At 59.3% G+C, this 22,468-nt stretch carries 25 protein-coding genes and 1 pseudogene; 17 read left to right on the top strand and 9 right to left on the bottom strand.

Annotation, left to right across the window (positions count from 1 at the left end; translation table 11 throughout):
• Positions 1-79: 79 nt before the first annotated feature.
• Entirely contained in the window at positions 80-874 is a 795-nt protein-coding gene (locus ACZ889_RS19200; protein WP_012052472.1) for an SDR family NAD(P)-dependent oxidoreductase, read from the bottom strand.
• A gap of 46 nt (positions 875-920) precedes the next feature.
• On the bottom strand, positions 921-1,919 hold the full coding sequence (locus ACZ889_RS19205) for an NADP-dependent oxidoreductase (protein ID WP_180689975.1): 999 nt from the start codon (positions 1,917-1,919) through the stop codon (positions 921-923).
• Between ACZ889_RS19205 and ACZ889_RS19210 the strand changes: the two genes are divergently transcribed.
• The gene (locus ACZ889_RS19210; protein ID WP_257645173.1) at positions 1,914-2,477 is read left to right on the top strand and encodes a winged helix-turn-helix transcriptional regulator; all 564 of its coding nucleotides are present in this window, start codon (positions 1,914-1,916) and stop codon (positions 2,475-2,477) included. The two genes, ACZ889_RS19205 and ACZ889_RS19210, sit on opposite strands and share 6 nt — an antisense overlap.
• Positions 2,478-2,619: 142 nt before the next feature.
• Here ACZ889_RS19210 and ACZ889_RS19215 read toward each other — a convergent pair whose 3' ends face one another.
• Positions 2,620-3,519, bottom strand: coding sequence for a LysR family transcriptional regulator (locus tag ACZ889_RS19215; protein WP_180689974.1), 900 nt, complete (start codon positions 3,517-3,519; stop codon positions 2,620-2,622).
• A gap of 309 nt (positions 3,520-3,828) precedes the next feature.
• On the opposite strand from ACZ889_RS19215, the gene ACZ889_RS19220 reads away from it, so the two are divergent.
• From ACZ889_RS19220 to ACZ889_RS19230, 3 genes and pseudogenes are all read left to right on the top strand, one after another.
• Complete coding sequence (locus ACZ889_RS19220) at positions 3,829-4,857, top strand: SDR family oxidoreductase (RefSeq protein ID WP_180689973.1); 1,029 nt, start codon at positions 3,829-3,831, stop codon at positions 4,855-4,857.
• 51 nt (positions 4,858-4,908) lie between these two features.
• A pseudogene (locus ACZ889_RS19225) lies at positions 4,909-5,040 on the top strand (histidine phosphatase family protein); the annotation flags it as partial.
• A gap of 118 nt (positions 5,041-5,158) precedes the next feature.
• A complete protein-coding gene (locus ACZ889_RS19230) occupies positions 5,159-5,674 on the top strand; it encodes a GrpB family protein (RefSeq protein ID WP_070096617.1) in 516 nt (171 codons plus the stop codon).
• A 197-nt stretch (positions 5,675-5,871) separates the two neighbouring features.
• Here the strand turns inward: ACZ889_RS19230 and ACZ889_RS19235 are convergent, their stop codons facing one another.
• Complete coding sequence (locus ACZ889_RS19235; RefSeq protein WP_180689972.1) at positions 5,872-6,873, bottom strand: zinc-dependent alcohol dehydrogenase family protein; 1,002 nt, start codon at positions 6,871-6,873, stop codon at positions 5,872-5,874.
• A 107-nt stretch (positions 6,874-6,980) separates the two neighbouring features.
• On the opposite strand from ACZ889_RS19235, the gene ACZ889_RS19240 reads away from it, so the two are divergent.
• Complete coding sequence (locus ACZ889_RS19240) at positions 6,981-7,859, top strand: LysR family transcriptional regulator (RefSeq protein ID WP_003248202.1); 879 nt, start codon at positions 6,981-6,983, stop codon at positions 7,857-7,859.
• Between the two features lie 62 nt (positions 7,860-7,921).
• On the opposite strand, the gene ACZ889_RS19245 is transcribed toward ACZ889_RS19240, so the two are convergent.
• Positions 7,922-8,743 carry an AraC family transcriptional regulator gene (locus ACZ889_RS19245; RefSeq protein WP_014861104.1) on the bottom strand — a complete coding sequence of 274 codons (822 nt, stop codon included), beginning with the start codon at positions 8,741-8,743 and terminating at the stop codon, positions 7,922-7,924.
• Positions 8,744-8,872: 129 nt separating this feature from the next.
• Here ACZ889_RS19245 and ACZ889_RS19250 point away from each other — a divergent pair, with 129 nt between their 5' ends.
• Together ACZ889_RS19250 and grxC are read left to right on the top strand one after the other, a co-directional pair.
• Positions 8,873-9,391, top strand: coding sequence for a carboxymuconolactone decarboxylase family protein (locus ACZ889_RS19250; RefSeq protein ID WP_010953859.1), 519 nt, complete (start codon positions 8,873-8,875; stop codon positions 9,389-9,391).
• 13 nt (positions 9,392-9,404) lie between these two features.
• A complete protein-coding gene (gene grxC / locus ACZ889_RS19255) occupies positions 9,405-9,659 on the top strand; it encodes a glutaredoxin 3 (protein WP_004576678.1) in 255 nt (84 codons plus the stop codon).
• A 91-nt stretch (positions 9,660-9,750) separates the two neighbouring features.
• Here the strand turns inward: grxC and ACZ889_RS19260 are convergent, their stop codons facing one another.
• On the bottom strand, positions 9,751-10,845 hold the full coding sequence (locus ACZ889_RS19260; RefSeq protein ID WP_014861103.1) for a GNAT family N-acetyltransferase/peptidase C39 family protein: 1,095 nt from the start codon (positions 10,843-10,845) through the stop codon (positions 9,751-9,753).
• Positions 10,846-10,939: 94 nt separating this feature from the next.
• Here ACZ889_RS19260 and ACZ889_RS19265 point away from each other — a divergent pair, with 94 nt between their 5' ends.
• From ACZ889_RS19265 to ACZ889_RS19275, 3 genes are all read left to right on the top strand, one after another.
• Positions 10,940-12,520: a RimK family alpha-L-glutamate ligase gene (locus tag ACZ889_RS19265; RefSeq protein WP_003248192.1), complete on the top strand. Its 1,581-nt coding sequence runs from the start codon at positions 10,940-10,942 to the stop codon at positions 12,518-12,520.
• A 3-nt stretch (positions 12,521-12,523) separates the two neighbouring features.
• Positions 12,524-13,435 carry a magnesium transporter CorA family protein gene (locus ACZ889_RS19270; protein WP_180689970.1) on the top strand — a complete coding sequence of 304 codons (912 nt, stop codon included), beginning with the start codon at positions 12,524-12,526 and terminating at the stop codon, positions 13,433-13,435.
• 179 nt (positions 13,436-13,614) lie between these two features.
• On the top strand, positions 13,615-14,370 hold the full coding sequence (locus tag ACZ889_RS19275; RefSeq protein WP_003248187.1) for a bestrophin-like domain: 756 nt from the start codon (positions 13,615-13,617) through the stop codon (positions 14,368-14,370).
• A 151-nt stretch (positions 14,371-14,521) separates the two neighbouring features.
• Here ACZ889_RS19275 and ACZ889_RS19280 read toward each other — a convergent pair whose 3' ends face one another.
• Both ACZ889_RS19280 and ACZ889_RS19285 read right to left on the bottom strand, forming a co-directional pair.
• Entirely contained in the window at positions 14,522-14,908 is a 387-nt protein-coding gene (locus tag ACZ889_RS19280; protein ID WP_080580378.1) for a putative quinol monooxygenase, read from the bottom strand.
• 118 nt (positions 14,909-15,026) lie between these two features.
• Positions 15,027-16,034 carry a zinc-binding alcohol dehydrogenase family protein gene (locus ACZ889_RS19285; RefSeq protein ID WP_003248183.1) on the bottom strand — a complete coding sequence of 336 codons (1,008 nt, stop codon included), beginning with the start codon at positions 16,032-16,034 and terminating at the stop codon, positions 15,027-15,029.
• 105 nt (positions 16,035-16,139) lie between these two features.
• Between ACZ889_RS19285 and ACZ889_RS19290 the strand changes: the two genes are divergently transcribed.
• The 3 genes from ACZ889_RS19290 to ACZ889_RS19300 all read left to right on the top strand — a co-directional run bounded on the left by ACZ889_RS19290 (position 16,140) and on the right by ACZ889_RS19300 (position 18,251).
• Positions 16,140-17,030, top strand: coding sequence for a LysR family transcriptional regulator (locus ACZ889_RS19290; protein WP_017147641.1), 891 nt, complete (start codon positions 16,140-16,142; stop codon positions 17,028-17,030).
• A gap of 112 nt (positions 17,031-17,142) precedes the next feature.
• A complete protein-coding gene (locus ACZ889_RS19295; RefSeq protein ID WP_014756491.1) occupies positions 17,143-17,727 on the top strand; it encodes a TetR/AcrR family transcriptional regulator in 585 nt (194 codons plus the stop codon).
• A gap of 47 nt (positions 17,728-17,774) precedes the next feature.
• Positions 17,775-18,251, top strand: a complete 477-nt coding sequence (locus ACZ889_RS19300) for a nuclear transport factor 2 family protein (protein ID WP_014756490.1) — start codon at positions 17,775-17,777, stop codon at positions 18,249-18,251.
• An 84-nt stretch (positions 18,252-18,335) separates the two neighbouring features.
• Here ACZ889_RS19300 and ACZ889_RS19305 read toward each other — a convergent pair whose 3' ends face one another.
• Positions 18,336-19,277, bottom strand: a complete 942-nt coding sequence (locus tag ACZ889_RS19305; RefSeq protein ID WP_041167384.1) for an AraC-like ligand-binding domain-containing protein — start codon at positions 19,275-19,277, stop codon at positions 18,336-18,338.
• Positions 19,278-19,625: 348 nt separating this feature from the next.
• Between ACZ889_RS19305 and ACZ889_RS19310 the strand changes: the two genes are divergently transcribed.
• From ACZ889_RS19310 to ACZ889_RS19325, 4 genes are all read left to right on the top strand, one after another.
• On the top strand, positions 19,626-19,793 hold the full coding sequence (locus tag ACZ889_RS19310; protein WP_178085897.1) for a hypothetical protein: 168 nt from the start codon (positions 19,626-19,628) through the stop codon (positions 19,791-19,793).
• 13 nt (positions 19,794-19,806) lie between these two features.
• Entirely contained in the window at positions 19,807-20,865 is a 1,059-nt protein-coding gene (gene oxdA, locus ACZ889_RS19315) for an aliphatic aldoxime dehydratase (protein WP_088512157.1), read from the top strand.
• 81 nt (positions 20,866-20,946) lie between these two features.
• Positions 20,947-21,813: a transporter gene (locus tag ACZ889_RS19320; protein WP_180689969.1), complete on the top strand. Its 867-nt coding sequence runs from the start codon at positions 20,947-20,949 to the stop codon at positions 21,811-21,813.
• Positions 21,814-21,866: 53 nt separating this feature from the next.
• Positions 21,867-22,391 carry a group I truncated hemoglobin gene (locus tag ACZ889_RS19325; RefSeq protein WP_088512159.1) on the top strand — a complete coding sequence of 175 codons (525 nt, stop codon included), beginning with the start codon at positions 21,867-21,869 and terminating at the stop codon, positions 22,389-22,391.
• Positions 22,392-22,468 lie beyond the last annotated feature (77 nt).

Here is a 22,468-nt window from a genome sequence, read left to right on the forward strand (position 1 = left end):
CGGCCAAGCACAACGTGTGACTTGGTCGCCTTGGTTTCATAGGGAAGCGGAGGCCGCGGATTCGATCATTCGTACACAATCACGCGTTCAGTGGCCGCTGATATCGTTCAGCCGCGTGGGTTTGTCGAATGTCAGACATCAGCCCTTGACGTGCACCTTCCAGCGCATCCCAGCGCTCGGCAACATGAAGTGGCGGGATGGTTACCAACTCGCGACGGTCGAAACCGACAAGTGCAGCATCGACCAGCTCACCGACCTCCATCACCTCCGGGAGTGTGTTGACGTCAATGCCGGCACGCGCCCAGATCTCGGTACGGGTCGCGGCTGGCAGCACCGCTTGCACGTACACGCCCTTGGGTGACAGCTCCTGACTCAGCCCCTGTGACAGAAACAGCACGAAGGCTTTGGTAGCGCCGTAGATGGACATGCCGAACTCGGGCGCAAAACCCACCACTGAACCCACGTTGACGATTGCACCAGTGCCCGACTGCGCGAGGCGCGGCGCGATCGCAGCCGCAAGCCGTGTCAGCGCGGTGGTGTTGAGCGTGACAAGGCGCTCAATAGCTTCAGCGGACTGGTCCAGAAAACCACCCGATTGGGCCATACCCGCGTTGTTGATCAACACGCCGATATTGGCGTCGTCGCGCAGTCGACTTTCAAGTACGGACAGGTCTGCCGAGCTTGTCAGGTCGGCGGGCAGCACCTCAACGGCCACATGGCTTTCCTTGCGCAAGCGTAATGCAAGCGACTCCATGCGCGATGTGTCGCGCGCCACAAGGATGAGATCGTGGCCACGACGGGCGAAACGCTCGGCGTAGGTGGCGCCAATGCCGCTGGAGGCGCCGGTAATGAGTACGGTCGGACGTGTGGTCATGGAAGTTACCTTTATGTCGATAGTTGTGTGAGAAACACGGCGGCAGTCACATCTTGATTACGACCTTGCCCTTGGAGCGCCCTTGAGCAAGGTACTCAAGCGCACCCTTTGCGTCCTCGAACGGAAATACCCGGTCGATCACCGGCTTAATTTGCTGGGCGTCCAGAAGTTTGCCGATTTCGGCGAGTTGGGCACCGTCGGGCTGCACGAAAAGAAACGAGTATTTGACATTGCGCCTCTTTGCCAGGCGCATGATCTTGCGGCTCATCAGGCCGAACACGAAGGTCAGGAGGACGTTCAGGCGTTTGGCCCGGGCGAACGCAGCATCCAGTGGGCCGATGAGCGAGACAATCTGGCTTCCGGGTCTGAGGATGGACATGGATTTTTCAATCGCATCCCCCCTTACGGTTCCGAGCACCGCGTCGTAGTTGCGCAGCACGGTCTCGAAATCCTGCGTCTTGTAGTCCACAACCTCGTCCGCCCCCAGAGCGCGCACCAGGTCAACGTTGCCTGTACTGGTGGTGGTGCCCACCTTTGCACCGAGGTGTTTGGCCAACTGGATTGCGAACGTACCGATGCCGCCGGACCCGGCGGGAATGAACACCTTCTGCCCGGCCTGAAGCGTGAGGCGCTCTTTGAGCGCTTGCCATGAGGTGAGGCCGACCATCGGGATGGACGCCGCCTGCTCGAAGCTCAGATTGGCCGGTTTCAGCGCGGCGGCGCTTTCCGGCACAACCGCGAATTCAGCAATCGCCCCTGTGCCAATATCGAAGAGGCTGGCGAAGACAGCATCGCCTGGCTTGAAGCGGGTCACATTGCTGCCCACCTCGGTCACGATGCCGGCCAGATCGCTGCCCAGGGTGGCTGGCAGCTGGAAATGCAATACTGGCTTGAACATCCCCGTTGGAATCATGTTGTCGATCGGATTCAGGCCGGCAGCGTGGACGTGCACCAGTAATTCGTCAGCCTTTGGCGTGGGGCGGGGAACGTCGGCCAACCCGATGTCGGGTGACTTGCCGTAGCGCTTGAAGGTCAGTGCTTGCATGGTTCGGCTATTCATCATTGGTTTTTACGGGTGGATGGCTCATCATCGAGGTGTTACTATCAATTTGATACAGACAATACTCCCCTTTTGAAGGCAGGTCACTATCAAAATAGTATGGACGTGAAAAATAGTTGTGATGACCCGTGCCCGATCGCCCGCAGCCTGGCTGTTGCCGGTGACGCCTGGAGCATATTGATCCTGCGCGATGCCCATGCTGGCATCGCTCGCTTTGACCAATTCCGCAAGAGCCTGGGTATTGCACCGACAATGCTGACCCGCCGGCTGGCGGCACTGACGGAGGAAGGATTACTGGAGAAGCGGCGCTACTCGGAGCACCCGCCTAGGGAGGAGTATCTGCTGACCGCTGCGGGTCGCGATTTTCTCCCTGTGCTGTTCATGATTGGTGCATGGGGCCGGCAATACCGAGGCGGTGGTAAGCTGACGCGCTTCTTCGATGCGCAAACCGGCACAGAAATCAAAGCTGTCGCCGTGGACGAGGTTACGGGGGCAAAGATCGGCACGCGCCCCATGCGTATTGTCACACCTGACGAAAGTTGACACCGCCTGTTCAGCCTTAGAACCGGTAGTCGTACAGCAACATGCCGTCTTGCGCCGAAGATGCCTGCGGGTCACTTGCTGATCCGCTGTCGCTCTGGATCGTCGCGCCGACATCCACCCTGAAACTGCAGGCTTTATTGCGTTAACAGGTGGCTCGTGGAACAACCGTCGCATTTGCCGAGGACACGGCTTCGAGCAGAACCCCCTCCAAGGTGTCAAAAAAGCATTTGATGTGAGCTTGCTTTAAGGCCTGAGGCCGGGTCACCAAATAGATCTCCATATCTGGAAGTTGGAGATGCGGGAACAGCTCGACCAAATCGGTAGCCGCTAAACGAGGCAGCACAGCCACCCCCATCCCTCGCCTCACCGACTGGAGCTGCACGGCGAACGAGTTCACGCTGATCTGCGCGCGGTCCAGACCTGCGGCCTTTGCCGCTCGCATTTGCGGCAAGATATCCAGCGGGGGAAGCAAGGAAACACTGACCGCCGTGGTAAGCGTCACGCCTGGAAATTGCTTCAGATAACTCGGGGCAGCAAAGATGCCGTAGGCGAGCCGGCCAATGGGTCGATAAATCAGTGACGGTTCCCCCAGACGGGCGGTGCGCACAGCAACATCTGCCACGCCGCGGGCGATCTTGTGAAAGTCGGCTGCCACCGTTAGCTCCACTGAGCAACGCGGGTGCAGGGATGTAAAGCGCCTTATCGCCTCCAGAACGTAATCCGAGAACCCCTCCCCTGCACTGACCAACACACTGCCGGACAGCTCGGTAGGCTGCTGCGATGTGCCAGAAAGGGATTGCCGCCTCAAGCCTGATTCTGCAGCGATAGCAACTTCCACCAGGGATTGCCCCCGGGACGTCAGCCGGCATCCTTCAACGCCGCGCTCGACAAGTGGCTCGCCCACTGCAACCTCAAGTTGAGTCAGGCGGCGTGACAATGTAGAAGCTGCGATACCGAGCAATTGTCCAGCCTGAAGAAAGCTGCCACGTCGCGAGACGGCCAGCAGAAGGCGAAGATCATCCCAATTTGCGTGCAACGTCATACTGTCAGTCATTCCCGGCTTTGCGAATATGCAAAGCCATTATGCAGTGATCGCTGTTTTTCGAAAGCACCCTCAAAGGTATATCTATAGCCCTTCGATACGAATGGACCGGACTTTATGACTCTCCCCCCCAACGTCTATGCGCAACACGCTTCTGGCGCTTTCAATCGACCAGATCCAGAGGCGTTGCTTGCAGTGCTTGGCGACGATTGCATCCACCTCGATAGCAGGGGTCTGATCGTCAGCGACGAGGCCTTTTTCGACAGGGCCGTGTTGCTGCCGTTAACCGAACAGCGAGCGTGTTGAGCCATGCGCAACGTATTTGTGACCGGAGCAACCGGCTTGCTGGGCAACAACCTGGTGCGTGAATTGGTCGCTCGCGGCTACACGGTCAAAGGCCTGGTCCGCTCAAAAGCCAAAGGTGAACAGCAGTTCAACAATCTGCCGGGCGTGGAACTGGTCGTTGGGGACATGGCCAAGGTCGACGCATTCTCAGCATCGCTGCAAGGCTGCGATACGGTATTTCACACAGCGGCGTTCTTTCGCGATAACTACAAGGGCGGCAGCCACGGGAACGAACTCGAACAGATAAACGTGTCGGGTACGCGGCGCCTGCTTGAGCAGGCCTACCGGGCCGGCATACGACGGTTCATCCATACGTCTTCCATTGCTGTGCTCAACGGCGCACCTGGCACTTCCATCGAGGAGAACTGCCTGAGGGCCGACGCCGACGCAGATGACTACTACCGCAGCAAGATCCTCGCTGACCGTGTCGTATTGTCGTTCCTGGAGAGCCACCCCCAGATGCATGCCTGTATGGTCTTGCCTGGCTGGATGTGGGGGCCTGGCGACATTGGCCCAACCTCGTCGGGGCAACTGGTCAACGATGTGGTACAGGGCAAGTTGCCCGGGTTGATCCCTGGCAGTTTTTCCATTGTCGATGCCCGTGATGTGGCATTGGCACACATTGCAGCAGCCAGACATGGGCGCCGAGGTGAGCGCTATCTCGCGGCGGGTCGACATATGACAATGCGCGAACTGATGCCTGTTTTAGGACGCATGGCGGGCGTCAAGACACCCGCCCGACAAATACCGCTGCCCTTTCTATACACCTTGGCGGCTGTTCAGGAGATCTATGCGCGCCTGACCGGCAGACCCATTCTGCTGAGCATGGCCACGTTGCGTCTACTGGTACGAGAGCAGGACCGCACCCGTTTCGACCACCGCAAGAGTGAACAGGAGCTTGGACTGAGTTTCCGGGCACTCGAGCTGACAATCGCCGACACCGTGGCGTGGTACCGTGATCACGGCTGGTTTGAAAAAGGCAGCCGACTGTGAGCGGGGAAATAATCCTGATGCGCCACGGCCAGCCAAAACGAGTCACAGCCATTGTTCGGTCATGGTTTCATGAATCGGATGATCTCCAAGCACCTGATGGCAGACAGATGGAAACGCCAAACGCGTAACGGCAGCCAGTATTGGAGTGCGACGGTCTATCGATATGCAGGTGTTGAAGCGTGAATCGCCCGGATTCCGAATACACATATCGGCGACAGTGATTGACCTGTAAGTGAGTGGCAAAAGCACACGCCTTGATGGACAATCCGGCGCCTCGAGGATTTATCGCCAAGGAACGGACATGGCACTGACCAGCAAGATTGCCCCCTACGATCCCACATGGCCTGCCCGCTTCCTGACAGACAAGCCACTCATTGCCTCTGCATTTGACGCTGAACTGATTGCTGTCCACCACGTTGGAAGCACGTCTGTCCCAGGGCTGGCGGCGAAGCCCGAACTCGATGTGCTCATTGAGGTTCACGCGCATCGCAATACCTCGGCGCGGGACGAGGTGTTGATGGCTCTGGGGTATGTACGGGGAAGTGATCTGTCAGAGGGCCATCATTTCTACCGGCGCAATGTGGATGGGATTCGCACGCACAAGCTCCATGTTTGTACCCGCGACCACCTGACGATCACTCAGATGCTGGGGTTCAGAGATTTGCTCAGGCGCGATGCCTCGATCCGCCAACAGTATGAAACGCTGAAGCTTCAGTTGGAGTCGAGCAATACGGGTGGGATGGCTGAGTATCTAGAGAAAAAGGCTCCTTTCATTATCGCGGCGCTGCTTCATGCCGGTATAACCACGCGTGAATGATCGATTTTTCTGGCACACCCTTTCCTCCCGACAGTAGCGACGAAGTCACCACTTCGATTGCGGCCAGCTTGACCGGCCGCCGGCACCGCCTGGAACAAAGCCCCTCACATCAAGGAAGGACTTTCATGATCACTTGCCATCAAGGCTTGAAGCGGGCGTTTCCGGCGGGTAATTACTGATAGATAAAGCTCAGGAGACTATTCACTTATCAACTGGATAACCGTCTTGCCCCTGCCGCGACCTTCGGCGACCTGTCGGAATGCGTCGTTGACCTCATCCAATGCAAACTGTTGCGGGTCCACCCGGATCGCCAGTTGCCCGGCATTGGCCAGAACGGCGGCCTCGCGCAGGATACTTCCATGGTGTTCGCGTCCCTTGCCGGTTAGCAGCGGTGCCAGGGTAAATACGCCCGAGTAGGTGGCACTTTTGAAGGATAAAGGCGCGAGACTGTGCTGGCCCCAACCGAGGCAGCTGAGTACGTGCCCGGTATAAGGCTTTACTGCCTTGAATGACGCGTCCAACGTGCTGCCGCCGACGGTGTCATAAACGATGTCGAAACCTTCCCCGGCCGTATATTGTTCGACATAGGCCTCTACACCCTGCGCCTGATAGTCAATTGCCGTGGCCCCCAGCGAGCGAATGAAGTCTAGACTGCCCGCGGAACCGGTGGCGTAGACTTCGGCACCGCGAGCCTTGGCCAATTGCACCGCAACTTGGCCGACGCCACCTGCGCCGCCATGAATCAGCACACGCTGACCACTACGAACATTTGCGTGATCTACCAAACCTTCCCAGGCGGTGATGAATACCAACGGCAGCGCGGCAGCCTCACGCATGCCGAGTGCATGCGGCTTTGATGCAATCAGCCTGGCATCCACGGCGATGTATTCGGCCAGGGTGCCTTGGGCGCCGCCGATTCCGCCGGCCATGCCGAAGACCTCCTGGCCAGGCGTGAAGCCATCAACTGCCTCGCCCAGTTCGACGACCGTACCGGCGAGATCCAGGCCGAGCACGGCCGGTAACTCCTGGCGGGCGTGAGCACCCGCACCGATTGAAATCTTGGTGTCGAGCGGGTTGACCCCGGCGGCGTGAATCCGCACCAAAACCTGCCCCTTACCGGGCACAGGGCGGGCGATGTGGCGCACGACCAGCGGGGTCTGGGCGGATTCGGCGATAGCGGCAAGCATGGTCTGATTCATGACGGCAACCTCTGAATGAATGGACGCTTACAGGTTGCACCGCCTTCCTCATTCCGATAAGAAACTAAATTTGGATATTACTTATTCCCCAAAGAGGCCCAATAGCGATGGATCTGTTCGACAGCATGCGCATCTTCGTGCGCGTCGTGGAGCGTGGCTCGTTTTCCGCAGTGGCTCGGGAGCTGAACATGGGGCAGCCGGCAGTCAGCAAGCAGGTCCGTGCGTTGGAGCAGTACCTGGGCGGAGCCGTGTTCGCCCGCAGCACCCGGCACCTCGCCCTCACCGATCAAGGGCAACGCTTCTACAGCCACTGCCAGGAGATTCTCAGCCAGCTAGAGCATGCCACGCGCAGCTTCGCCAGCGGCCAGGAGCAGATCGCCGGCCCCCTGCGAATAGCCGCACCGGTCAGCTATGGGAGGCTGTGCATAGCGCCCCTGATCGGGGCTTTTCTACAGCGCCACCCCGATGTGCAGATCGACCTGCGCCTGAACGATTACAACGAAGACCTGCTCATGGAAAACATCGACCTGGCCATCCGCATTGGTGTGGTGAAGAGCGAGGGGCTGGTGGCCGTGCCCCTGGGCACCAGCACACGGCGAGTCTATGCTGCACCGGCCTATCTCGATCGCCATGGCCAGCCACGCGAGCCCGCCGAACTGGCAGGCCACAACTGCATCGCCTTCACCTTGCTTGAGCATTACGACCGCTGGCACTTCACCCGTCGTGACGAAGCACTTGAGGTTGCAATCAAAGGCAACGTCACCAGCAACAACAGCGAGGCCATTCGTGAAATGGTCCTCGGTGGCCTGGGCATCTCCCTGTCTCCCCAATGGCTGTTTGCTGCAGACTTCGAGCAGGGTAGCGTGTGTAGCCTGCTCGACGAATACCAGACGACCGCGCTGCCGGTCAGCGCCGTGTTCAGCCGTGAGCGGCGCCGCTCGGCAAGGACGATGGCGTTCATCGATTTTCTTCGGGAGAACGTGTAAGCCACCCCGATGAGGCGCAGGACCTTGCTCATTGCCTGGCGTGCAAGTCGGTCGACCAGGCGTCACACCGTTCCCTGCTGCAGCCATTGTTTCGGGCTCGCGCCCACCTTGCGGCGAAAGGTTCGGGCTAGCGCAGAAGGACTTTCGTAGCCGACCTCATCGGCGATCAGGGCAATGGGGCGCCCTTCGCGAAGGCGTTTTTGCGTCAAACTGATGCGCCAGTTCGCCAGGTAGTCCGCAGGCGTAATACCCACGATCTCGCGAAAGTGCGAAGCGAAGCTTGCCCGCGACATGCCCGAAAGATTCGCCAGTTCCGCCACGGACCAATTGCGCTGCGGCTCATCGTGGATCCCCACAAGCGCGCGAGACAGCTGAGCGTTGGCCAGACCCGCCATCATTCCCGAGGCGATGCTGCGGCTGGCGATGAGGTGGCGAAGCAGCTGAATGATCATCAGCTCGAACAAGCGATTGAGAATGACATCACGACCACACTCATCTCCAAAGGCTTCTTCGAACAGCCAGTCAAGGGTGCCATCAAGGCCTTGCAATTCGCCGAGGGGCTTGATGATGAAGTCCGGCAAAGCCAGGGTCAGCGGATTGTTGGCGCCGCCATCGAATTGCAGGGTGGCGCACACTAACTCCGCTTCATCGGCGTCGGTGGCAAGCAAGTGATGCTCCTGCGGGCGCACCGCCAGAATCAGGGTGGGTTCGGTCAACTCGATACGCTGCCCACGCTTGTCCTTGAAGGACAGACGCCCCGAGCGCAACAGATGGGCGTGCCCGACACTGTGTTGCCCAAGTTGGGTCGTTCCACAGAACCCACCCTGGTGAAACGCACTAGCGTGCAGGTTGAAGTGCTTAAGCAGTGTCGACAGTCGGTCCATAGCGCACTCAGGTTTAGACGATCTGTTGCATAACTTCGACGATCTGAAGCCGAAAGAAAAGTCTGCCTCTCTAGTATGGACCCCAAGCTTGATAGACAAGCCGGTTACTCAACCTATTGGAGAACGACCATGACTCGTATTACCGCTCTCTCGCTAGACCAGGCGCCTACTGGCTCGCGCGCAGCTCTCGAAGGCATTCAAAAAGGTCTCGGCTTCATTCCCAACGCATTCAGGACCCTGGCGCACGCTCCGGTCGCGCTCAATGGTTACCTGGGCCTCGCCCAAGCGTTGGGTAAAAGCTCACTGAGCGCCGCCGAGCGTGAAGTCGTTGCCCTGGCCACTTCGGAAATCAACGGGTGCGACTACTGCCTGGCTGCACACACCTTCTTCGGCGGCAAGGCGGGTTTGAGCGATGAGGCCGTAAGCCAAGCCCGAGCCGGCACACTCAGCGCGGTTGCCGCACTGGCGCAGCAGATCACGGCAAGGCGCGGCCAGTTGAGTGACGAGCAGATCGCTGCCGCGCGTGAGGCAGGGCTTACTGATAGCAAGATCGTGGAGGTGGTGGCACAGGTCACGCTGTTAACCCTGACCAACTACCTGAACAACATCGCCGCTACCGATATCGACTTTCCGCCATCGGCAAACTAGGAGGGTAACCGCCATGAGCCCTGTGACTATCTATACCACCCCGCACTGCCCATACTGCCTGAGCGCCAAGCGACTGCTGTCGAGCAAGGGCATCACCCCTGACGAAATCAACGTTGAAGCGTCACCCCTGCACCTGGCGGAAATGATGCAGCGATCCCAACGCCGAACCGTCCCACAGATATTTGTTGGCAAGGTGCATGTCGGCGGCTTCGATGACTTGGCACGTCTCGACAGCAAGGGCCAGCTCGAGGCATTGCTTCACGCTTGAAGTGTAGAGTGCTCCGGCATGTGACCCCATCCGGAGCACTGCTTGCGTTCACTCAATGCCCATGCCATACGTACTCACCTGTGCAGCCGTTCTATCGCCCGCGCAACAGCACAGCGGCCCTTACCCGCTGCCTGCCGAAACTGCTCATGCGCTGAAATTCGGCATGGCTTACGGGCAGATGCTGGCAATCCAGGATGCGTTTCTGGCGGCTGTGATCCACATCAGGATCATGCAGGTACACGAATTCGTCATCGCAACCCGTGACCAGAATCCAGTGCGGGGCCTTCAGACGGGTGAAACGGTAGCTGCTAATCAGCACCACCGGCCTGAACCCGGCTTGCAACGCTGAACGCACATCAAGGCCGGGCGCCAGCACCTGATGCACGTCGGTTTCGGCCAACGCCCCGGCAAAGCCGTCCTCGACCAATTGCATTACGTCTTTTTTCTGCGCGCTGCGCACCCCATCGAGGAACAGCGATCCAGGCTGGCTGACCACCATGCACACCTCGAACCCGCGGCGCCAGGCCGCCAGTGCAAGCCCCTGCGGGCTGCAACCGCCGTGCCCTGCCGTCATGAAGATGGTGGTCGCTTCTCGCCACAGTTGAATTTCCTCACTGCGGTGCATGGCCCGCTCCCGTTCGACCGCAGCCATGGCCATCAGCAGGCAGGCCGCTCCGCAGGTGAACTCGGTCGTTTGCGCGTAGTACGGCACTTGCCGTGCAGGGGGCGGAGCACTGCGCAGGATACGCTTCTCGAAACGCAGCGCCTGGCTGTGGTCTTCGTAGTAGTTCTCAACCACAGCGAAGCGTTGATAGCCATTGCTTTCGTACAAGCTGATGGCCGCAGGATTGTCCGCGCGTACTTCCAGGCGCAGCCAGGCGCAATTACGCTCCAGCGCACTGGCCTGGGCCTGGTCCAGCAACTGCTGGCCCAACCCATGGCCGCGCCAGGCCGGGCTTACGGCAATTGAATACAGACGGGCAAGTGATGTGCCGCGATGGAACAGCAGCAGCGCATAGCCTGCCAGATGGCCCTGTTGTTCAGCGACAATAAGGCAGGCATTGGCGCGTCGCACCATCCAGTTGAAATTACGCGGGCTCAGGCGGTCGAGGGTGAAACAGTCCTGCTCCAGGGCAACCAGCGCATCGATATCGGCCACCGATGCAAAGCGAAAATCAAAAGCCATGGCAACACCGTAATGTTTGAGTAACGAACCGGGACAGGTCGGGAAACCCGTGATTTATTGAAGGGGCGTCTTCTTCAACAGGGATCGAATACTCATGTCAGCGGTGCAAGCCAACGTGGCCGAAGTATTGGCCAAAACCGACGTTTCCACAATAACCCTCTCCGAGGAGCCACCCAGTAAGCGGAGCGCTGGTAACCGCTTGTTGATCGTGGTGGAGCGCAAGGAAGACTGGGCCAGCTACTTTCCCAGCGAGAGCCTGATGCTGGCCCAGGATTACTTTGAACACAGCGACGACGTTGCGAGGCGTACGCAGGTAATCAACCTGTGCCGCAGCTACAAGTATCTGGGGCAAGGCTACTACTGCTCGCTGCTCGCCGAGGCACGGGGCCACAAGGTGTTCCCGTCGGTGCGAACCATCAGCGAGCTTACCCGCAAGGCGCTCTATGGCGTGGGGCTGGATGACCTGGAACGCACGCTGGAGCGAGCCCTGGCCGATCACCCCTATGGCAGCACCGAGGCCTTCACCCTCACCTTGTATTTCGGGCGGACCGCCATTGAACCCCTTCAGGATATCGGCCGACAGCTGTTCGAGTCGTTCCCCTGCCCTGTCTTGCTGGTGGAGTTTCGCAGGCGTGACACCTGGCAGATCGACGGGATCAAGGCCGGCGCGCTGCACAAACTGCGGGATGAGCAGCAGCACTTGTTTGCCGACGCGCTGGATGCCTTCAACCGCCGGACGTGGCGCCAGCCCGCCTCCAAACGCCTGGCCCGGTTCGACCTGGCGATTCTGCATGACCCGGCCGAGGCGCTGCCACCTTCCAATCCTGAGGCGCTGGAGCAGTTCATCGAAAACGGCAAACAGCTGGGCATCGATGTAGAGCTGATCGAAAAGAAGGACTATGCACGCCTGGCCGAATTTGACGCCTTGTTCATTCGGGAGACCACGCGGGTGGACGACCATACCTACCGTTTTGCCAAAAAGGCCGAAAGCGAAGGCCTGGTGGTGATCGACGACCCCTCCTCCATCCTGCGCTGCACCAACAAGGTGTATCTCGCCGATCTGCTCAAACGCCACAACCTCGGCGCACCGGCCACGGAGATCCTGTACAAGGACCGCCCGCAGGAACTCGAACTTGTGGGCCGGCGCCTCGGTTTTCCGCTGGTGTTGAAGATTCCCGACGGCTGCTTTTCGAAAGGCGTGATCAAGGTCGCCGACGCCCAGGCACTGGCCTCGGCGGCACAGGAGTTGTTCGAACACTCGGTACTGTTGCTGGCCCAGGAGTACTGCTACACCGAATACGACTGGCGTATCGGCGTACTCAACGGTGAGGCGCTGTACGCCTGCCAGTACTTCATGTCCAAGGGCCACTGGCAGATCTACAACCACAAGGCCCAGGCCGGCGAAGTCAACGGCCTGTGCCGCGCGGTCCCGGTGGAACAGGCACCGCCCGAAGTCGTAAAGCTGGCCGTCGACACTGCCAGGCTGATCGGGCAAGGGCTGTACGGTGTGGACCTGAAGCAGACCGGCGACCGCGTACTGGTGATCGAAGTCAACGACAACCCCAACCTCGATGCCGGCACCGAAGACGCCGTGCTGGGTAACGCGCTTTACCAGCGAGTGCTGCAGGCTTTCGTGCAGCGGCTTGAACGTAAACACCTCGGCCAGGCCTGGTAAACGATGATCGAATACTACCTCGCCGTAGACGGTGCGCTTCTTGAAGCCCCCGAGGAACGAGCCAGCGTCTGGTTGTGTGTCGCGCCGGACGCAGCGGAGCAATCCCGGTTGTGCGAGTGCCTGGGGGTCAGTGCCCAGTCGCTGGAGTCCTCCCTGGACCCGGATGAAGTGGCGCGTATCGAGATCAAGCCCGATCACCTGTTCCTGATCTGGAAGCGCCCGGAAAGCTTTGATGGCCGGGTATTCAATGTCTCGTCATTCGGCGTTGTACTCAGCGAAAAGCGCCTGGTGGTGATCTGCGCCGCCAACTCGCTACTCGCCGGGGTAGACCGGCAGGCCGGCATGAGCACCCCGCTGGATGTGCTGATGGCGATGCTGGCTGAGAGCGTGCATCACTACCTGGGCCACCTGCGGGTGGTAAAGCAGGTGGCCCGCGAAATCCAGCTGCAGTTCGATCGGTCCATGGACAACCAGCACCTGGTGCAGATGTACAGCCTGAGCGAAAGCCTGGTGTATTACGTCAACGCCATTCAAAGCAATGGCGCCGTGCTAGCCCTGCTGCGCAGCCATGGCCAGAAACACGGCTTCGGGCCCGAACAACTGGAAATGCTGAATGACCTGATCATCGAAAACGAGCAAAGCTACCAACAGGCGAAGATCCATGCCCAGGTCTTTACCAACCTGATCGAGGCCCGCGGCAACCTGGCCAACAACGGCATGAACCACGCGCTGCGCAACCTGACCATGATCAATGTGGTGTTCCTGCCCTTGAACCTGCTCGCCAGCATCGGCGGCATGTCGGAGTTCAGCATGATGACCGCCGGCCTGCCCTGGTGGTTGACGTTCCCCGCGCTGCTGCTGGCCATGGCGGTACTCGGGGGGGCCATGGTCGTGGCGTTACGGCGTATGACATGACCCGCCGCCCAGGAACTTTCGTCGACGTCTACCCATCACCCCGCAGGACGAGATCATGGAACAGTCATACAACGGGTTATTCATGCTGGCGCTGATTGCAATTACAGGCACCCTGATAAGTCTGTTTGAACACGGTCTATCTTCCAAGACTTGACTCAGATTGATCGGAGCCTTGATGCATGAACGCCCTCTGGATCGCACTGGCCATTTTTGGCTGCTTGGTCGCCGCCTCGCTGCTCATGATGCAGTGGTACCCAAAGCTGGCATCCCACCACAGGGATGAGGACACGAACACGGTAATTCGCCTGGTAGCTAACATTTTTGTGGTCATGACATCGCTGGTCTTTGGCTTGATGATCAATTCCGCCAAAAATACCTTCGAGTCCATCGACGCAAACTTCCATGGGTACGCAACCAGCATGATCATTTTTGATCGGACACTGCGGGGCTATGGCGATGCGGCCCAAGACACGCGCAATCGTCTGATCACCTATCTAGAGCACGCTATCGAGACGCCCTATCGGGGGGACGAGGCGCTGCAACACCGTAACAGCGAGGCGGCTAAATACTTGGATGACATAGGCAAAGCGCTGGCCGTTATAAGGCCTGTGGACCGCTACCATGAAACGATGCTTCAGGATATTCGTCAGCAATATCACTCGCTCATTGAGCAACGCTGGAGAATCGTCGAGCAGTCAGAGGGGGCAATTCCTGGCCCGCTTATTGGGATGCTTGCTGCTTGGTTGACGCTCATTTTCGCCAGTTTTGGATACCGTGCGCCTCGTAACTCGATGGTAAAAGGCATGTTCATCCTCTCTTCATTGCTTATTGCGGCTTCCGTGTACCTCGTATTGGACATGGACATACCATTTCACGGTCCTATCCAGATATCCGACGAGCCCCTGCGTAGAGCGCTCGCCGTGATGCAGCTCTAGGCTCTGTACGAAAAGTCTTGAGACGCAGGTCAGGCGAGGCTGTTTTCAACGCAGCATGGCCTGGCTCTGTTTGCCCGCCACGCTTGGGTGAGCCTACGTGCCAATGCTGCTGGCAGTAATGCCACAGTGGCCAGGGCCTGGATGAATGACCTCAGGGACAGGGCGCAACGGCAGATGACACCGGGTCAAGGAAGATCAGTTGCAAGGGCTCTGCCAGCAGCTGTTCAGCCTGCTCGGCAAACCGCTGGAAATGAGCAGTGGTCAGGTGCGCATCCAGGGCCTGCTGGTTATCGAACGCCTCGCGCATGTAGAACGTCCCTGGCTCGTCACGACGTTCGAACAGCATGTAGTCGCGGTTACCGGGCTCCGCCCGAGTCGGTTCGATCAACGCCAGCAAGGCCGCTTTGAGCGTTGGTGCCTGGCCTGGTTTGGCCTTGAGGATGGCGAGGGAAACGAGGGGGTAATCTTGTCGGTTCACATCAAGCTCCTGGTCAGTTGCAAAGAGCAGGCACGGTAGTGCCTGCTTCAATGTGTGCATGCGTTTCACCGGGCGTAGCGCCGGGAATCTGCGCGGCGCAGAGAAACACGGTTCGTTCAAGCATGCATGCTCCTGGCAGACCGGATCGACCGGTCCGCCGTTGTCGGTCAAACAGGTTTCAGAAGCCTTCCAGGACGATCTTGCCGCGCGCCTTGCCACTCTCGACCAGCGCATGGGCACGGCGCATGTTGGCGGCATTGATGGCGCCGAAATGCTCGCCCAAGGTGGTCCGCAGGATGCCTTGATCGATCAGCCCGGCCACGCGCTCGAGCAGCTCGTGCTGGCGCACCATGTCGTCGGTTTCGTAAAGCGAGCGGGTGAACATCAGCTCCCAGTGCAGCGACAGCGACTTGCGCTTGAGCGGCATGACGTCCAGGGTCTGCGGGTCGTCGATCACGCCCAGGCGACCTTGTGGTCGCAGCACTTCAACCAGTTGCGCAAAGTGTTGATCAGTATGGGTAAGGCTGGCGACATGGCTGACTGACTCGATCCCCAAGGCCTGCAGCTGCCCTTGCAGCGGCGCACTGTGATCGATGACGTGATGGGCGCCCAGTTCGCGTACCCAGTTGCTGGTCTCGGCGCGGGAGGCCGTGCCGATAACCGTCAGGCGGGTCAGTTGCCGGGCCAACTGCACCAGCATCGAACCGACGCCACCGGCAGCGCCAACGATCAGCAGGGCATCGCCCTCCCCGCCGCCCTCCACGATGCCCAGGCGATCGAACAGCAGTTCCCAGGCGGTGATGGCCGTCAGCGGCAGCGCGGCTGCCTGTGCTGCACCCAGGCTACGCGGTTGATGCCCGACGATACGTTCGTCAACCAGGTGATATTCGCTGTAGCTGCCGGGCCGGGCGATGGAGCCGGCGTAGTACACCTGGTCTCCGGGCTTGAACAGGGTCACCTGGGCCCCGACTTCGCGGACGATACCGGCCGCGTCCCAGCCGAGTATTTTCGGCTCACGCGTGAAAGTGCCGGCGCGCACCTTGGTGTCGACGGGGTTGACCGACACGGCGTTGACCTCGACCAGAAGGTCCCTGGGCCCAGGGCTGGGCTTGGGCATGAAGATGTCTTGAAGAGACGCAGGGTCTTCGATAGGCAAACCTTTGTGGATGAAACTGATCGCTTTCATGGGCACTCGCTGCTGAATGTGGTTTGATTTGGCATTGAGTCTGGCGTGCCTGGCGTCCGGGAAAAACGGGCCCTGCCCGTCAACACTTTCATTGCAGGAGTGATAATGATCCGTCTCGACGACCTGGGCATCTTCGTTCGCAGCGCCGCGCTGGGCAGCTTTACCGCGGCGGCCCGCGAGGCCGATCTGCTACCCGGCCAGGCGGCCGAAGCAGTCAAGCGCCTGGAGCGTGAGCTGGATGTGCGATTGTTTGCCCGCACCACGCGCAGCTTGCGCCTCACAGCCGAAGGCGAGCAGTACCTGCCCTCGGCCCTGATTGCCCTGGAAGCCCTCAGGCACGGACGCGACAACCTGCGTCAGGAAAGCGCCCAGCTCAGCGGAACGTTGCAGGTGGCCGCGCCCTCCGATCTGGGGCGCAACGTGCTGCTGCCCTGGCTCACGGCGTTTCGCCGAGAGCATCCCCAGTTGAACCTGCGCTTCTTCCTCTCCGACCAGATCGCCGATCTGTTCCGCGATCCGGTGGATATCGCCATCCGCTATGGCCTGAACGCCGACGCCAACTATGTAGCCCTGCCACTGGCACCTTGGAACCGCAAGGTACTGGTGGCCTCGCCCGAGTACCTGGCGCGGGAAGGCACCGTGCAAGCCCCCGAAGATCTGCTCGAACACCAGTGCCTGCTGTACATGCAACAGGGCCGGGTCTACGACAAGTGGCAACTGGGTACGCAGACCGTCCAGGTGCGTGGCGCCCTGCTCTGCGACGACGCCGATATTGCCCGGCGCTGGGCCGTGGGCGGCGAAGGGATAACCTACAAGTCGTGGCTGGATGTGAGCGACGATGTGCTGGCGGGAAGACTTGTCGTGCTATTGCAGGACTACCCCGGGCCGACCATGCCTTTGAGCCTGGTGTGCCCGCACCGCAAGCAGTTGTCGCCTGCGGTAAGGCACCTGCACGCCTGGTTGTCCAGCCGCTTCGCCGAACTGGAGCGCGACTGATCAGCGGGAAGCCAGCCGCCCTGATCGAAAGCACGCCGGCACCCCGCTGCACGCAATCGAATAGTTTCAAGCGCTGCTTGACCAGGGAGAACGATCGTTCTACTCTGGCTACATGGATAAGCCAATGACTGACACACGCGAAAAAATCCTGGCGACTGCCGAGAAGCTGATTTACGAAAACGGGATTCACGCCACGGGCATGGACCTGTTGGTAAAGACCTCGGGCGTCGCCCGTAAAAGTATTTATCGCTATTTTGCGAATAAAGACGACGTAGCAGCAGCGGCACTCAATGCCCGCGATATACGTTGGATGACGTGGTTCAGAAGTGAATGCGAAAAAGCGCAAACGCCAGAAGCACGCATCCTTGGCATTTTTGATGCCCTCAAAAGCTGGTTCGAGTCAGACGGTTTTCGCGGATGTGCTTTTATCAACACAGCCGGAGAGGTGGGTGACGCAGACGATCCTGTTCGACAGATCGCAAAACTGCATAAACAAAAGCTGCTGGACTACACGCTAGAACTGACCAGCGAATTAGGTGTTAACGATCCGACTGGCTTGGCCAAGCAACTTCTTTTGATTATAGAGGGCACGATAACCGTGGCCCACGTCATGGGTGATCACAGCGCGCTCGACAGTGCACGAGAAATCGCAAAGGTCTTGCTCAAAGATGTGCAGCGCGCAAGCGCTTTAAGTTAAAGAAATACCCACTCAACTGAACCATCCAAACGATTGGAGGCACCACCATGTCCAACGAACACGCTCGTCCGCCACTTCCTCCTTTCACTCGCGAATCGGCCATCGAAAAGGTCCGACTTGCCGAAGATGGTTGGAATACCCGTGAGCCGGAAAAGATTGCGCTGGCCTATACGGTGGACACCCAATGGCGTAACCGTGCCGAGTTTGCAAACAACCGTGAAGAAGCTCGGAACTTCCTCACTCGCAAGTGGAAGAAAGAACTGGACTACCGCTTGATCAAAGAGCTCTGGGCCTTCACCGACAACCGCATCGCCGTCCGTTACGCCTACGAGTGGCACGACGATTCGGGCAACTGGTTCCGCTCCTACGGCAACGAAAACTGGGAATTTGAAGCCGACGGCTTGATGCATCGCCGCTTTGCCTGCATTAACGACATGCCCATCAAGGAAAGCGAGCGAAAGTTCCACTGGCCACTGGGTCGCCGTCCGGATGATCACCCAGGGCTGACCGAACTGGGCCTGTAAGTCAGGCTAAACCTGATCCTTTACATAGGGATCAGGTTTTTTGTTTGAGGGGCACAGAGCGTGGCCAAGCGCAGGTTTCAATTCTCACCCCCTACTGCGCGGTAACAACGAATGCGGCGCCACTCCAAACGCCTTGCGAAACGCATGGCTAAAATGCGAAAAGTCTGAAAAACCAAACTCCAACGCCGCCTGCGAAACACTCTTTACCTGCCCACACTCAATCGCCGCGCGGCTAGCATTCAGCCGTTCCCTCCAGATCTCGGCAACCGGTGACTTCTGATGCCGGGCAAACGCCCGTGTCACCGTCCGTGTCGACACGTGATGTGCCAGGGCAATCGACTCGATCGACAGCTCCGGCTCAGTCAAATGGCGTTGAATGTAATTCATGATTCGCCCATAAAGATCCAGTTCTCGATGGGTAGTCTTCAGGTCCTGCAACTCAAGGCTGAGCACCAGCAGGTCGACGATGGTGTTGGAGTACCGTCGGGAGACGCCTTCGTCCCGCAGCAACGGCGCAGAACTGGCCGCTTGGCCAATCATCTGCCGCAGCGGGATCACTCCGGGGCGCCCCTCTTCCAGCACCAGCGCGGTGATGTCAGCAATGTGCGGGACGCGCTGTGCGAGCAGCGGCCGGGGGATGCGGATAAGGTGGTTTTCGGTACCACCCAGGCTGAATCGAAACGGTTGGGTTGCGTCGTAAAGAAACACATTGCCGGCCGTGAGCCTGGCCTTGCGGTTGTGTTGTTCAATTTCGCCGTAGCCGTCGAGGGTGACTCCCAACCATATGTCTTCGGCGGGGTCGCTGCGCAGGTGTTGCTCGGAGCGCACCCAGTGGTGCAGCGGCGACGACAGCGTCGTGACATCCAACGGGCCGATGCCGTTGACCTGCAGCGCTCCCTCGAAGTTGCTCTGCGACGAGGGTTTGCTGTCTGCCGACAAACAATGGCGGCAGACCACCTCCCGCCAGTAATCAAAGCGACGGGATGGCGAAACGGCAAGGGTCGAATAGTGGTTGGTCTCAGCCATGATGGCGCTCACCTTCATGTGGCAACTTGAAAAAGGGGCACTGTTACAGAAGTTCGCGTAGGCAATATTCACGCCAGCGGTATTCGCTGGTACATGCTGCGGCCATCTCAGCCTTCGTCCTTATAGCGCCAACAGGCGCTTTCCAAAACCTCCCATATCGCTCCCCATTTCGGGGCAAAAATGCTGCTTTTCCCTGGACGCTGCACCATCGCGGTTCGTGCTCAAGCGGGTGTTACGGCGCTGTCGTTTCCAACCAAACGATTGTCCTTGCGAACAAAGCGACGTTGCCCAGTCCTCCCTAATTTTGACCTCACGTTGTTTCCAGCAACTGCGCTGATGAGGTAGCCCATGCAATTACAACAACAGCGAATCGCCGACGAGTTCAGGTGGCTGCATAGGCGCGACCTGGCGCCCGAAGAGTTTTTATCGTGGGTGCTCGAGTGGGCGGCGTGTGCGCTGCGCGCCCGGCTGGCGAACGCACCACGCAATGCTGAGCGTGTTCTGAACATAAAATAACAAGGAGCCTGTGATGGAATCTGCAATCGATAAACACCTCATGTGCCCGCGCACGTTATCGCGCCGGGTGCCTGATGATTACCAGCCGCCCTTCCCGATGTGGGTCGGCCGCGCTGATGAGCAACTGACGCAAGTGGTGATGGCCTATCTGGGGGTGCAGTACCAGGGTGATGGTCAGCGTGAGCGGGCCTTGCAGGCGATGCGCGAAATTCTCAACAGCTTTGGCTTGAGCGACGGCCCGCTGACTCACGACCTGACGCACCACACCGACAGCAGTGGCTACGACAACCTGATGATCGTCGGCTACTGGAAAGATACCGGCGCTTACTGCCGCTGGTCACGCTCGCCTGAGGTGGATGGCTGGTGGAGTTCGCCGCAACGCTTGAATGATGGCCTTGGTTACTACCGCGAAATCACCGCGCCGCGGGCCGAGCAGTTCGAGACGCTGTATGCGTTCCAGCGCGATTTGCCCGGGGTCGGGGCAATCATGGACAACACCAGTGGCGAGATCGAGGAACACGGTTACTGGGGCTCGATGCGCGACCGTTTCCCGGTATCGCAAACGGACTGGATGAACCCGAACGGCGAACTGCGAGTCGTGGCTGGCGACCCGGCCAAAGGCGGTCGCGTGGTGGTGCTCGGCCATGACAATATCGCCTTGATTCGCTCGGGCCAGGACTGGGCAGCGGCAGAATCGGCTGAGCGCTCGCTGTATCTGGATGAAATCTTGCCGACCTTGCAGGATGGTATGGATTTTCTACGCGATAACGGCCAGCCGCTGGGCTGTTACAGCAATCGCTTTGTACGCAATATCGACGCGAACGGCAATTTGCTCGACATGAGTTACAACATCGGCCACTGGCGTTCACTGGAGAAACTCGAACGCTGGGCGGAATCGCACCCCACCCATCTGCGTATTTTCGTCACCTTCTTTCGGGTAGCGGCAGGGCTCGAGAAGTTGCGGCTCTATCACGAAGTCTCCGTGTCGGATGCAAGCAGCCAGGTGTTCGAATACATCAACTGCCACCCACACACCGGCATGTTGCGCGACGCAAAAGTCAGTTCCAACTAGCCCCAACTCCACGTTTAGCCCCGCACCTGCCGTCCCTGCGGCAGTGGGGCTCTTTTTGCCCAGAATAAAGGACCTCTGTCCATGAAACAGCTCCGTTACCTGATGCTCGCGGCAGCCGTGCCAAGCGTGTGTGCGCAAGCGTTCGAAGTTGATCCGGGTGATTATGAAGCGCTGCCGGTGGGTGCAACGATCGGTGTGGTCTATTACCAGCATTCCACCACCGACAGCGCTTATGCCAACGGCCACAAAGTCAGCTCCGATTTCAACCTGACCTCCAACGTCGGCATCCTGCGGCTGCTGCACGTCTATCAATTGACTGATCGACTGACCCTGGAGCCGCAATTTCTGCTGCCGTTCGGCCGCGTATCGAGCGGCAGCGATGCCTCGGGCCTGGGCAACACCAGCGGCGTCGGCGACCTCACCCTGACGGCGCCGCTCAAGTACCGCTTGAACGAGGCCAACGACATCCTTGGCGCCACCGTCTACCTCACCGCCCCCACTGGCAATTACGACCGCGACGACGCGCTCAACCTTGGCGAGAACCGCTGGAAGGTCGATCTGCAGGCCGCCTACGTCAAACATTTGGGCGAAAAATGGGCTGTGGACCTGGTCGGTGATGCCATCTGGTACAGCGACAACGACGACTTCGGCTCCAGCTCTGCGCGCCGTGAACAGGAGGTTTCCTACGGGGCGCAACTGATGGGGCGCTACATCGTAGACCCAGGCACTTCACTGGCAATTGGCCTCGGTCACACCTGGGGCGGGGAAAACCAGATTGATGGAACGGCGCAGGACGACCGCGCCGAAACCACCAACTTGCGCCTCACCGCGAACAAGTTCTTCACCGCCAAGGACCAGCTGCAGGTGCAACTGGGGCGTGACCTCGCGGTAGAAAACGGCCCCAAGGAAAACTTCCGCCTGAACCTCAGGTACGTCCGGGTCTTTTAACCCAAGGCCCGTTGGCACCAGCAAGCCCCCCAGCAGATACGGAGCACCAGTACATGACTGATCAACAGGCAACCCCTGAACAGCAACCTTCGTTGTATACCCGCCTCGGCGGCTATGACGCTATCTACCAGTTCGCCGGCGCGGTACTGCGCAAGACCATGGCCCACCCGGCGATCGGTCATATCTGGGCACACATGTCCGAGTCGACCTTCCAGAAGGAACACATCAACTTCGTCGACTTCCTCTCGCAACACTGGGGTGGTAGCGCCAAGTACCGCGGCCGGGACATGGTTACCGCACACCGCGGCATGGGGCTTACCGAGGTTCATTGGCAAGCCACGCTGGATTGCCTGGAGGAGTGCTACAACGACTACAACCTGCCACCGGAGCTGCGCAAGGAGGTCAACGACTTCCTGGTCAAGTTCAAACCCGCCGTAATCGGCAGCCCTTCCTACCGCGATGTGGTGTTGGCCAACCCCACGATGGACCCGGCCAAAGGCATGAAAAGCGTCGGCGTAGTGTGGCCCGGACGCACCGATTCGGCTGAGCAGGCAGCTGTGCCCAAGTTGGAGCCGTAAGCCCACCCGGCCACATTCAGGACGCACTTCACTTGGCGCAACGCAGTCCTGCTCAACAAAGCGACTGTCCTGCTCAA

This window comes from Pseudomonas sp. TE3895, from assembly GCF_056278855.1.